General features: G+C 39.3%; 13 protein-coding genes. 8 read left to right on the forward strand and 5 right to left on the reverse strand.

Going from position 1 to position 12,523, the window contains the following annotated elements:
- Positions 1-127 precede the first annotated feature (127 nt).
- Together B3Q46_RS14765 and B3Q46_RS14770 are read right to left on the reverse strand one after the other, a co-directional pair.
- On the reverse strand, positions 128-1,009 hold the full coding sequence (locus B3Q46_RS14765) for a copper resistance D family protein (protein ID WP_005021625.1): 882 nt from the start codon (positions 1,007-1,009) through the stop codon (positions 128-130).
- Between the two features lie 64 nt (positions 1,010-1,073).
- On the reverse strand, positions 1,074-1,454 hold the full coding sequence (locus B3Q46_RS14770) for a copper resistance CopC family protein (RefSeq protein ID WP_005021626.1): 381 nt from the start codon (positions 1,452-1,454) through the stop codon (positions 1,074-1,076).
- A 351-nt stretch (positions 1,455-1,805) separates the two neighbouring features.
- Here B3Q46_RS14770 and B3Q46_RS14775 point away from each other — a divergent pair, with 351 nt between their 5' ends.
- Positions 1,806-2,048 carry a DUF2789 family protein gene (locus B3Q46_RS14775; RefSeq protein ID WP_004281876.1) on the forward strand — a complete coding sequence of 81 codons (243 nt, stop codon included), beginning with the start codon at positions 1,806-1,808 and terminating at the stop codon, positions 2,046-2,048.
- Positions 2,049-2,269: 221 nt separating this feature from the next.
- Here the strand turns inward: B3Q46_RS14775 and B3Q46_RS14780 are convergent, their stop codons facing one another.
- A complete protein-coding gene (locus B3Q46_RS14780; protein ID WP_005021628.1) occupies positions 2,270-3,202 on the reverse strand; it encodes an IS5-like element ISAha1 family transposase in 933 nt (310 codons plus the stop codon).
- A 497-nt stretch (positions 3,203-3,699) separates the two neighbouring features.
- Here B3Q46_RS14780 and B3Q46_RS14785 point away from each other — a divergent pair, with 497 nt between their 5' ends.
- The 5 genes from B3Q46_RS14785 to B3Q46_RS14805 are packed head-to-tail and all read left to right on the forward strand — an operon-like array spanning position 3,700 to position 8,744.
- A complete protein-coding gene (locus B3Q46_RS14785; protein WP_004695737.1) occupies positions 3,700-4,131 on the forward strand; it encodes a hypothetical protein in 432 nt (143 codons plus the stop codon).
- A 26-nt stretch (positions 4,132-4,157) separates the two neighbouring features.
- Positions 4,158-4,406: a DUF2933 domain-containing protein gene (locus B3Q46_RS14790; protein WP_004695740.1), complete on the forward strand. Its 249-nt coding sequence runs from the start codon at positions 4,158-4,160 to the stop codon at positions 4,404-4,406.
- A 20-nt stretch (positions 4,407-4,426) separates the two neighbouring features.
- Positions 4,427-5,077: a methyltransferase family protein gene (locus B3Q46_RS14795; protein ID WP_004663997.1), complete on the forward strand. Its 651-nt coding sequence runs from the start codon at positions 4,427-4,429 to the stop codon at positions 5,075-5,077.
- 11 nt (positions 5,078-5,088) lie between these two features.
- Positions 5,089-7,464 (forward strand): heavy metal translocating P-type ATPase, encoded by a 2,376-nt coding sequence (locus B3Q46_RS14800; protein WP_286716532.1) that lies wholly within the window; start codon positions 5,089-5,091, stop codon positions 7,462-7,464.
- Positions 7,461-8,744 carry an MgtC/SapB family protein gene (locus B3Q46_RS14805; protein ID WP_004663995.1) on the forward strand — a complete coding sequence of 428 codons (1,284 nt, stop codon included), beginning with the start codon at positions 7,461-7,463 and terminating at the stop codon, positions 8,742-8,744. Before B3Q46_RS14800 ends, B3Q46_RS14805 begins: the two co-directional genes overlap by 4 nt.
- A 38-nt stretch (positions 8,745-8,782) precedes the next feature.
- Here B3Q46_RS14805 and B3Q46_RS14810 read toward each other — a convergent pair whose 3' ends face one another.
- Together B3Q46_RS14810 and B3Q46_RS14815 are read right to left on the reverse strand one after the other, a co-directional pair.
- Positions 8,783-10,183 carry a heavy metal sensor histidine kinase gene (locus B3Q46_RS14810; protein ID WP_286716535.1) on the reverse strand — a complete coding sequence of 467 codons (1,401 nt, stop codon included), beginning with the start codon at positions 10,181-10,183 and terminating at the stop codon, positions 8,783-8,785.
- Complete coding sequence (locus B3Q46_RS14815) at positions 10,176-10,856, reverse strand: heavy metal response regulator transcription factor (RefSeq protein ID WP_004679347.1); 681 nt, start codon at positions 10,854-10,856, stop codon at positions 10,176-10,178. The genes B3Q46_RS14810 and B3Q46_RS14815 overlap by 8 nt, the downstream gene beginning before the upstream one ends.
- Before the next feature lie 148 nt (positions 10,857-11,004).
- On the opposite strand from B3Q46_RS14815, the gene B3Q46_RS14820 reads away from it, so the two are divergent.
- Together B3Q46_RS14820 and B3Q46_RS14825 are read left to right on the forward strand one after the other, a co-directional pair.
- A complete protein-coding gene (locus B3Q46_RS14820; RefSeq protein WP_005021637.1) occupies positions 11,005-11,301 on the forward strand; it encodes a hypothetical protein in 297 nt (98 codons plus the stop codon).
- An 89-nt stretch (positions 11,302-11,390) separates the two neighbouring features.
- Positions 11,391-12,523, forward strand: a 1,133-nt coding sequence (locus B3Q46_RS14825) for a multicopper oxidase domain-containing protein (RefSeq protein ID WP_005021639.1), incomplete at its 3' end; no start/stop codon positions are given.

Here is a 12,523-nt window from a genome sequence, read left to right on the forward strand (position 1 = left end):
ATAGATTTTAGGTGTAGGCTTCTTCATCTGGAAATTATATAACTGAAGAAGCCTTCAAGCATGGCTTTGTGCAACAAAGCCATGCAGTAATGTTAAATTTCCTCAATTCCCTTATTTTGAAATTCTCTTATTCAATACCCACGACAGTGGTTATATAGCCTGTTGTTAATAGAATTGATAGACCTAATAACATCTCAAATAAAATGGCATGACTAAGGTGTTTAGCGAATTTAGGATGTTGAAGACGCGGGGTGAAATACCATTTGTTGAAGGCAGCTAAAAGTAGAATACCTATAACAAAAAACATTTTAACCATGAAACCATAGCCATATGCGGTATTGATTAAGGTATTAAAATCTTTAATTAAAAGAAGAGCTACACTAGCGCCACAGGCGATTAATATCCCAACAATGAAAGCAGCAATACGTCCAAATACATGCATGCGATCTTTTAAAGGTAAACCACTTATTTCCCGGCTGGTTTTCCATAACGGATATAAAGACCCCATCCATAAAGACATAACTAGAATATGGATTGATAATAAAATTTGAGCAAGTAAGGTTAAATTAGCGACATGTCCGAGCTGGGAAAAACTAAAAATAATCGGGAGAAGTAAAACACAAAATATTGAACTTTCAATTATAGAAAAATGACCTTTGTTCCTGTTAAGTTTAACCACCATGAGAAGAAGTAAAAGAGCAAAACTAATAGAACGAAGAACGTATATATACCCCGTCGGAGTATTAACCAATATATTAATATACGTGGGGTCCACCATCCCTGTAATACCAGTATTGGCAAAACTACCAATCAGAATAAAAAATCCCAAGGTACTGGAAATTAGGCCTAATCCAGCGCCAATTGTAATATATTTAAGAATCGATTCTTTTAGTTCAAGATATTGTCTAAGTAAAAAATAGCAAAAGGCTCCACCAACGACAAAAGCTACACTTAAATATAAAATAACCTTAGTTAACCAAGTGGCCCACATCCAATATTCAGAAATCATTATTTTTGTCCATTCTAGAACAACATGCCAGCACCTCACTGACATGTTGAAAGGTAATCAATTCTTATTTAGTTGATTTGATAGTGAAACTATATTCACCATTCATGTTGTGACCATCTTTCCCCATTGTTGTCCAGACAACGGTATATTTACCTTTTTTCAGTTTCGGAAGAGCGACATCAAAGGATTTCTTTAAGTCATGAGTAACTTCATATTTTAAAGGAACATCTCTTCGCTGAGCATCCAGTAACTTAATATTCATCAACATAACCTCTGCACCAAAGTTAAGGGTCAAGTTCTTTGGTTGACTAAGGACAGATGCATTTTCCGCAGGAATCGCACTCACTAAACTCACATGAGCGAACGTAGTTGTAGTAGCCACAATCATCGTTGCAGCTACTAAAACATGACGTAGAGCAGTCATTTTATTTTGAAATAATTTCATTTACGTTTCCTCTTGATTCGTTAGTTCATTAGAGATGACTTTATAAAATCTGTATTTAATGAGACCACATCATCTCCTCTTATATTTCAATTATTAGTGAGAGACAGAGACAGAGCGATGACTTCAAAATTACATTTTTGTCATTTTTAAAATTTAAAATCTTTAACTATTAAAATAATCTTATTGAAAAATAATGATCATTTAATAAACAAATTATGTAGGTGGTTGATTTATGAAATGTAGTAATCATTTTGTCTAAGAAAATAGTAGCTATTTAATTTTTTATATTTTAGTTTAAATATAAACATGTTATGTTTAATTTGATCTAATATAAATTTGTGGGCTAAGCACATGACTCAAACACGTCCAAGAATGACCAAATTATTTGAACAGCTTGGTTTAGCTTCTACTGAAGAAGCAATTGCAAAATTCATAGAGAGCCATCAGCTAGCTGGAGATGTTTTTTTAACACAAGCAATTTTTTGGACTGATGCTCAACGTCATTTTTTAGAAGAAAAACTACACTCTGATGGTGAATGGACGACAGTGATTGATCAATTAAATGAGTCTTTACATGAAAATTCAGTAAAATAATTTTCCGTTAGTATTAAGGATCTACATTCTTCCCTGCATTGAATACAACTCATTCATACAGTAGTACTGTTTTGGAGATGGAATCTCTATTATATAAGTAGTAGATTCCTTACTCTGAAATTTGGATTATAAACCCTAATATTAAAAATAATCTTCTTTACCTTCTATCGGCTTTGTTGCACAAACATTCAAAAGCTAAACTTCTTCCAAGTTATCTAAATTTAAGTGGCAACTTGGGTGTGAGGTCGACCTAAATCTGTAAATTTATTTAATACGGCCACACGTGCATGAATCTCATTGACTTGGCTTTGAAAGTTTCTCGCACGGAGTTTATCGCCTAATAATTTGATGCAATGCATCTTGGTTTCGACCAAACTTCGGCGATGATAGCCTGACCAATTTTTCCATATTGTTCTTCCTAAACGTTTAACTGTTCGAAGTAATTCATTTCGCTCTAGCGAGCTGGTCTTTGTATCTTTCCAAGGTTTCGCATTTTTTCTAGGAGGAATCACTGCATGTGCTTGCCGATCTGCAATGACCTGACGGCATTGCTTGGTGTCATAAGCCCCATCAGTATAGACAGAGTCAATCTGCTCATCTTGTGGAATCTGATCGAGTAAATCACCAAGCACTTGTGAATCACTCACGTTATTGGTTGTAAGCTGAACTGCTCGTATTTGAAGGGTTTCAGCATCTATCCCAATATGAAGTTTACGCCATTGGCGACTATATTCAGGTTGGTGTTTCTTACGCTTCCATTCACCTTCGCCTAGAAACTTTAAGCCAGTAGAATCGACGATGAGCTGGAGACCATTACTGCTTTTTTGATAGTTAATTGCAATATCAATATGCTTTTGTCTTCTGCAGATGGTGGAATAGTCTGGTGCTGTCCAATCTAATCTACAAAGATGAATGAGACTTTGCACAAAGCCAGTGACCATGCGTAAAGAAAGACGAAATAAGGATTTGATCATTAAACAGCATTGGATGGCTGTATCTGAATAAGTTTGATTTCGACCATGTTTACCTTTGGGTTGAGCGTACCATTGAGTCTTGGGATCAAACCAAATTGAGAGATTTCCTCGATTTATTAATGCACTGTTATAAGAAGACCAATTGGTTGTACGATAGATTTTAGGTGTGGGCTTATTCATTTGAGAATTATATTGTGGAATAAGCCTTTAGAGATAGGTTTGTGCAACAAAGCCCCTTCTATCTAATAAATATACCAATAAGTTTAATAATTAAATTATCCACCCTTTTTTCTATAAAAAACTATTTTGATCAACTGTATTTTTTCTTTAAAGGAATAACAGTGTAAATTACATTAAGAATGTGTCTCTAACTAGCCTTGGAGTCATCTAATTATTTCATTTTTATTTTTTTAAGCACATAAAATCATAACAACTTTAATAGTTTTAAAAGATTAATATTAAATAAAATTTTTGTCATCTCAGCATAGACTATATATTTCGAGAAGATCTCAAAATTACATTTTTGTCATTTTTAAAAATAATTAATTAATAGTGCTAAAATTTTTAAGAGAGACAGAGAATAACCAAAAATTTCATCAGTTTAGTAGTCAAATTCCTAGACTCTGTTCAGTACTAAAACATAGCTTTTACTTCCAAATTATTTAAAGGAAAAAATTATGATGAAATTCAAAAACATTTTTTTGGGCTTATGTATCGCAGCCGCGTCATTGAATACATTTGCACAGCAATCCGATGAACACAAAGATCACCACCCTGAAAAAACAGCACCATCTGCAGTAACAATTAAGCAAACAGTTACCAGCACCACTGCTACAGATAAAATGGCTGCAATGGATCAACACATGAAGGCGATGCAAGCCATGCATGAGAAGATGATGGCTGCAAAAACCCCACAAGAACGTCAGAAACTTATGGCTGAGCACATGAAACTCATGCAAGGAGGTATGAGTATGATGAAACAGATGGGCAGCCAAAGCATGAATGCAAATATGGCTGACCGTCAGCAGATGATGGAAAAACGTATGGACATGATGCAATCCATGATGCAGATGATGATGGACTGTATGCCTCCGTCAGCAACTAAATAGTTACCCATGAATTAGGGGAAAGCACCATGAATCACCAACACCAAGAAAATAATTCAGTACCTAACTTCTGGTCTACACGTTATGCCATTGGTCTAATCGTGCTGGGCGGTATCGCAGCTTATTTTCTATTAACGGAACATTTAGCCCACGTTATCGGTGCTTTGCCTTATTTATTCCTTTTAGCGTGTCCACTGATGCATATTTTTATGCATGGTGGTCATGGGCATAACCACTCGCAGCAAAAAAAATCCGATATATCTGATAACAAAAAATAGCTCTTATCAGGAGATCCATCATGAATCATGCGGAATCGGCTTATGGTTTATGGACGCTGGTTATCATTAACTCAGCAGTTTTTATCATGTTCGCTTTCAGTTTTTTTAGACCTTCCACTGCGCGCGATTGGCGTACATTTGGGGCCTTTTCGGCTTTTATCATTGCTCTATTTGTCGAAATGTATGGTTTTCCTTTAACCATTTATCTGTTATCTGGTTGGCTTCAAACTCGCTTCCCTCAACTTGACTTACTTTCTCATAATGCAGGTCACTTGTGGTCAACGCTATTAGGTGAAAAAGGTGATCCACATTTTGGCATTTTGCATATCGCCAGTTACGTTTTCTTGGGCTATGGATTTTACCTGTTATCAACGTCATGGCACGTGCTGTACAACGCGCAACGTCAGCATTCTTTAGCGATCACAGGCCCTTATGCACGTATACGTCACCCACAATACGTGGCTTTTGTGATGATCTTGCTGGGTTTTTTATTGCAATGGCCAACTTTACTGACACTGATTATGTTTCCAATCCTACTCTTAATGTACAGCCGCTTGGCAATTAAGGAAGAGGCTGAAATGAGTAAACAGTTTGGCGCTGTCTATGACAGCTATGCTCAACAGACTCCGAGATTTATTCCAAAATTCGGCCATAAAACCACTTTTCCATAAGAGAATTATTTATGTCAGATCAAAAAAATCATAACCAGGACCATATGGCACAGGCTACAACAGACGTACTGAAAGACCCAGTCTGTGGTATGACCGTCACTGAAGAATCGAAATACCATGAGGAATTTAAGGGGAAAACTTACTTTTTTTGCAGTGATAAATGTCAATCAAAGTTTCATAGCAGCCCGGTGCAATATATCGCTAAACCCGCAACGACGACTGCCGATGCACATACACAGCATCATCAGACTGTTCAACACGTTAATGCGGCAAGCACAACAGGTACGACCATCTATACATGCCCAATGCATCCAGAAATCAGGCAAGATCATCCTGGAAACTGTCCTAAATGCGGAATGACACTGGAGCCACTCATTCCTGAATTAGAGGAAGATGAGAATCCGGAGTTACGTGATTTCCGCCGACGCTTCTGGTGGACACTGCCATTGACCATCATCGTGACTTTTTTGGCGATGTTTGGTCATCAAATGAACCTGTTCAATATGGCTGTTCAGAGCTGGATTGAACTGGTGTTGTCACTCCCAATTGTACTTTGGGCAGGTTGGCCATTTTTTTCCCGGGGTTGGCAATCGGTTGTGAATCGCAGCCCGAACATGTGGACGCTGATTGGTTTGGGCACTGGAGCTGCATTTATTTATAGTGTGGTCGCAACCATTGCACCGCAAATCTTCCCAGACTCATTTATTTCCATGGGTCGTGTCGCTGTTTACTTTGAAGCTTCAGCGGTCATCATTTCATTGACCCTACTGGGACAAATATTGGAGTTAAAAGCACGTTCGCAAACTTCTGCTGCAATTAAGTCACTCCTTGGGCTCGCTCCTAAAACAGCTCGCCGAATCCTGCCTGATGGAACTGAAGAAGATGTTCCTCTAACGCATGTCCATGTAGGAGATTTACTCAGAATTCGCCCAGGTGAAAAAGTGCCTGTGGATGGTGTAATCACTGAAGGAAGTAGTTCAGTGGATGAATCGATGCTGACAGGTGAACCTTTACCGATCACTAAACGCATCGGTGATAAAGTCATTGGTGCTACCCTGAATACCAATGGTTCCCTAATCATGCGTTCAGAGAAAATTGGTTCAAGTACCATGTTATCCCAGATCGTACAGATGGTGGCGCAAGCTCAACGATCGAGAGCACCAATGCAACGCATGGCTGATCAGGTTGCAGGTTGGTTTGTCATGGCTGTAGTAGCCATTGCCTTGCTTACCTTCTTTGGATGGGGACTGTTCGGCCCAGAAGAGTCGAGCTGGGTTTATGCATTAATCAATGCTGTGGCAGTACTCATTATTGCCTGTCCTTGTGCACTAGGCTTGGCAACTCCAATGTCTATCATGGTTGCAACGGGTCAAGGTGCTACTCATGGTGTGTTGTTCCGCGATGCAGCAGCCATTGAGAATCTACGCAAGATTGACACACTAATCATCGATAAAACAGGTACGTTAACTGAAGGACGCCCTGTATTCGATCGTGTGGTTGCCGCATCAGGTTTCGATGAATCTGAAGTATTACGTTTAGCCGCCAGTCTTGATCAAGGCAGTGAACACCCGCTAGCCGAAGCGATTGTAAACGCAGCACACGAACGTGGCCTGTCTCTTGAAACACCAGATAATTTTGAATCAGGCTCAGGGATTGGTGTTCGAGGTCAAGTGGGCGATCGTCAGTTAGCTTTGGGCAACACAGCACTGATGGAGCAATTAGGTATCTCGGTACAATCTCTGATTCCGCAAGCCGAAGAGCTGCGTTCAGAAGGTGCAAGTGTGATGCATCTAGCCATCAATGGTGAATTGGCCGGCCTGCTTGCAGTATCCGATCCCATCAAAAAAAGTACCCCTGAAGCACTTGCCACCCTGAAGGAAGCTGGACTACGTATCGTGATGGCAACAGGAGATGGTCTCACCACTGCCCGTTCAGTCGCATCACGTCTGGGTATTGATGAGGTACATGGTGAAGTTAAACCCGCAGATAAACTCGAACTTGTCAGCAAATTGCAGAAGCAAGGTCGCATCGTGGCAATGGCCGGCGATGGAATCAATGATGCACCAGCACTAGCCAAGGCTGATGTCGGTATCGCTATGGGGACCGGAACTGATGTCGCAATGAATAGTGCCCAAGTTACGCTGGTCAAGGGAGATTTACGAGGGATTGCTGTTGCCCGTTCACTTTCGGAAGCTACTGTCGGCAACATGAAACAGAACCTCATGTTTGCTTTCCTTTACAATGCTTTGGGTGTCCCTATCGCGGCTGGCGTACTATATCCATTTACCGGTTGGTTGTTGTCACCGATGATTGCCGCCTTGGCTATGAGTTTGAGTTCAGCTTCAGTCATCACGAATGCCCTTCGCCTGCGAAATAAAAAGTTATGATAGAGAGTTCTTTTCTTCCACCAGATGTACCAGGTCTTATTGCAGCACTTGCCATCGGCCTGCTCATTGGTTTAGAACGAGGATGGCACGATCGTGAATTGCCCGAGGGCAGCCGAGTAGCAGGCCTACGTACCTTCACATTGACAGGATTGCTCGGAGGAGTGCTCGGTCATTTACAACCAAACTTCGGGCCTTGGCCGCTGGTCGCGGCCGTATTAGGGCTTTCCTTATTATTAACAGTGTCCTACGCGCGTACCGCAAAACTTTCCGGTAATCTAAGCGCTACCACGACGATCGCGATGCTGTTGACATTAGTTTTAGGTGCATATGCATCCCATGGTAATGTTACTTTAGCATTAACCGCGGCTGTAATCGTCGCTGTATTTTTGGATCTCAAGCCAACCTTACACGGTTGGCTACGCTTGATAGAGCATCGTGAATTAACCGCATCCCTGCAGTTGCTGGTACTTTCTGTCGTTATATTACCCTACTTACCCAATACGGGTCTGGGACCTTTTGCTGCATTAAATCCTTACCAGTTATGGTGGGCAGTGATCCTGATTGCCGGACTCTCTCTGGCAGGTCATTTTGCCATGCGGCTTACCGGTTCAGAAAGAGGCATATTCTGGACAGGTCTATTGGGTGGTTTGGCATCTTCTACAGCTGCAACTGTCGCACTGGCACGCTATACACGCCAGCACCCCGTCATGGTCAGTGCTGCTATTTCTGGAACATTGGCTGCCTGTGGCATCATGTTTTTTCGTATGGTTGTGCTGATAGGCGTCATTGAGCCAGCATTGCTAAGCACTTTTGGTGGTGCAATGATGATTGCGGGAATCCTTCTGCTGGGTATGGCATTGTGGAGACAACGCCAAATTACCAGCGCTGAAAACAACGATCGAACAATAGAAGCAATGGCGCCTTTTGATCTTGGGACAGCATTCAGCTTCGCTGCTTTCCTGGCTGTCATGGCAGTCTTGGTCCCGGCAGCAAAACAATGGTTGGGCACCAGCGGCATCTTCGTATTATCGACTATTTCTGGGCTAGCAGACGTAGATGCTATTTTAGTCTCACTTGCCCGCCTGCATAGTACTGAAGGCTTAACAACAAATGTGGCTGCTGTCGCGCTAGGGCTGGCCACACTGAGCAACATGTTAAGCAAAGCGACAATTGCATGGATGACAGGGGGGGCACAGTTTGGCCGAGCTATCATATTTGGCTACACAATTGCCATGATAGGTGCTGGCGTAGCTCTGGCTCTCAGTTTGAGCTTTATGTAAGGTCAACTCGGGTAAATGGAAGATGTTCAAAAAATGAGTTAAAATGATTCCCCTTGCATGGATTCACTTTGAAAAACAATGGTAAAAATGATTCGACCATTGAGGGATTCAGCCTGGATGGTCGCCCCAAGCATATCAAGAATAGATTTTGTTATGGCAAGCCCTAAGCCGGTTCCTTCTTCTGTTCTTTGTCTAGATGCATCTGTTCGATAAAATCGATCAAATAACCTGGATAGTTGTTCAGGAGAGATTTCAGGGCCTTCATTTTCAATTGAAAATATTGTGTTATCTAAATTCTGTTGAAGTTTTATGCGTATTGTAGAATTCTTATTTCCATATTTAACTGCATTAGATAATAGATTGCTGAGTGCTCGACGTAACATAGCAGGATCACCTTTGACATTTCCAGATCCTGTTTGTTGAAGCGTCATATTTTTTTCGGCAGCTAGCGCATCATAGAAATCAATTAAGGCTGTAACTTCTTTAACCAGGTCAATATTCTGTAAGTTCTGTAATTTTAGACCATGTTCTGCTTTTGCCAAGAAAAGCATATCGGATACCATTCGAGCCAAACGTTCTAATTCTTCTAAATTAGAAAATAGTACTTCTTGATAGGTACTGGTATCTCGTTTACGGGCAAGACATACTTGAGTTTGAGTCATTAAGTTATTAATCGGTGTTCTAATTTCATGCGCTAAATCAGATGAAAAATCGGAAAGCCTTTCTAAAGCTGATTCTAGTCTGTCGAGCATATCATTGAAGGCAATTGCTAATGATTTTAGTTCTGTTGGTGTGTGCTCAACTTCTAAACGTTCTGAAAGATGTTGGGCAGAAATGCCTTCTGCGACCTTAGCCATTTTTTGCACGGGTCTTAAACCTCTCCAGGTTGCAAACCAGCCTAAAAACATTAAACAAATCGTACCGGCTAAACCAATGTAAAAAAGTTGACGCTTAAAATCATTTAAAAAATGTAGATGTTCAGATGTATCGATCCCCACAATAATGCGTACAGATTGTATTTCAGTATTTTTGTTTATATCCGTGTTGTAGATCATGCCATGATAGGTCTTATTCTTAATTTTCCATTTAATCCATGAATTATTTGCTGACTTGATTAAATTTTGAGTATTAATGATTGAGGATGCTGAACTAAATAAAACTTTACCTGTCGGTCGTTCTATTTGGACCATAAGATCATGGTGTCCAACTAAAGCATCTTTCAAATATAGATCAAGTTCTGGAGAATTTTTAGGATGCTGTTGGAGAAGATTCTGAATAAGCTGGATTTTACCTTCTAATTGGGTACGATCTTGCGTTTCAAAATGATGCATCACTAATTTATGGATGAAAAACCCCATCATAATGAGAATGCATATAGTCGATAATGAGAAAATAATACCAATACGAAAACTGATAGATTTGAAGAATTTATTATTCATCTTCTACCTCTAATACATACCCCATTCCTCTAATATTTTGAATTAACTTAGGGGTAAAATTACTATCTACTTTATTTCTTAATCGTTTAATAGCTACTTCAACTACATTTGTATCACTATCAAAGTTCATATCCCAAATTTGAGATGCAATAAGTGCTCTTGGTAGAATTTCACCTCTTCTACGCATAAAAAGCTCCATAAGAGCAAATTCTTTAGCCGTTAAATCAATGCGTTGACCTGCTCGTGTTACCCGACGTTTTCTCAAATCAAGTTCTAAATCAGCAATCTTAATAATATTATTATCTTCTCTTTGTTGCCCTCGTCTAAGGAGCGTTTTTATTCGAGCTAGAAGCTCTGCAAAAGCAAAAGGCTTAACTAAATAATCATCAGCGCCTAGCTCTAATCCTTTTACTCGATCTTCGATTTGATCTCGGGCGGTAAGAAAAAGAATGGGCATTGTTTTACCGCTGCTACGAATATCATTGATAATATTCCAACCATTTAGTCCAGGTAACATCACGTCTAAAATAATTAAGTCATACTCTTCAGAAAGAGCTTGATGTTTACCCGTTAACCCATCTGTAACCCAGTCCGTAATATAGCCAGCTTCGGATAAACCTTGCTTGAGATAATCACCAGTTTTTTGTTCATCTTCAACTAATAGTATTCTCATTTCCGAATCCTAAGTCATTCATTAAAACTATAATAACGTTATAAAACATCTGATCGAGATAGATTACAAAAATGTCATTTTCAAGTCACTTAGATGTTCAGTGCTTCACTTTATTGTAGTAGCAAGAAATTAACTTTTAGAGAAACTTATGAAAACTGTAGTGCGTCGTAGTCTAACAATTTTAATGTGTGCTGGAACTTTAATTGCTGGTACTCAATCTTGGGCAAAAGATGTATCAACCTCAAGTGCCACTAAAACGGTAAAAGCACAGGAACCTTGTACAAAACCTTGTAAAATGGAAAAAGATGACAAGACTCAGCAAGATCATAGTCAACATCAGTCTCCTAACTCATCTGACATGTCAAAAATGGATCATGCTATGATGAATATGGACCATTCTAAAATGGATCATTCAAAGATGAATATGCCTAGTAGCAATAAATAATTTTATAAATAGCGAGAAAGAAGTATTAAAGTTTATACTAAATATTTGCTTTATTACTTCAATCTTGACCTTTCTAAAGGTGAGATAGAATGTCAAATAAGTTAAGTCATGTACTCTTAATTGGAGTTGGTTTATTTTCATCAACTTGGGTAATGGCGGCAGTTAAAGAATATGATTTAACAATCGCTGAACAAACTGTAAATATCACAGGAAAACCAGTTGAGAGAATTACTGTAAATGGTAAATTCGTTGCACCACTTCTTGAATTTGAAGAAGGTGATGAGGCCGTTATCCGTGTTCACAATAAGTTAAAAAATCAGGACTCTTCAATCCATTGGCATGGCTTATTATTACCTGGAATTATGGATGGTGTACCTGGATTTAACAAATTTCATGGCATTGCCCCTAATACAACTTATGAATATAAGTTTAAAGTCCGCCAAAATGGTACTTATTGGTATCATTCACATAGTAAAGGACAAGAACAAGACGGTTTATATGGTGCTTTTGTTATTTATCCTAAAGATAAAACTCCACTAACAGCTGCTGAAAAAACCGATAAAGATTACGTTGTTTTGCTTTCTGATTTTCATAATTCGACAAGTGATCAAATTATGAAAAATATTAAAAAAGAAGCAGACTACTATCAGAACCGCCGCGAAACAGTATTCGATGTATTAAAACAAGTTAAACGTGATGGATTGAAGGCAACTTGGCAAGACCGCTCTATGTGGAATCAGATGCGGATGTTGAAAACAGATATGTCTGATGTCACAGGCTATACATTTTTAATGAATGGCAAAACGCCTCAGCAAAACTGGACCGGTAATTTTAAAGCTGGAGAAAAAGTTCGCCTTCGATTTATTAATGCTTCTGCAATGTCATTTTTTGATGTACGAATTCCAAATTTAAAAATGACAGTGGTAAGTGCCGATGGTCAACCTGTAAAACCTGTTCCTGTAGATGAGTTCCGTATAGGTACTGCTGAAACTTATGATGTCATTGTTGAACCGAAACAAGCCCATTATCAAATCGAAGCTGAATCTATTGACCGTACTGGATTTTCGGTTGGAACCTTACATGATGAAAATACCTCACCTGTAAAACAAATTGAGATGCCTAAGCCTCGTCCTCGTTCTTTATTGACTATGGAAGATATGGGAATGGATCATGACATGTCTTCTATGAAAGGTATGGATCATGATATGTCTTCTATGAAAGG

Source organism: Acinetobacter sp. UBA2581 (genome assembly GCF_002339435.1).
Classification (GTDB): domain Bacteria; phylum Pseudomonadota; class Gammaproteobacteria; order Pseudomonadales; family Moraxellaceae; genus Acinetobacter; species Acinetobacter variabilis.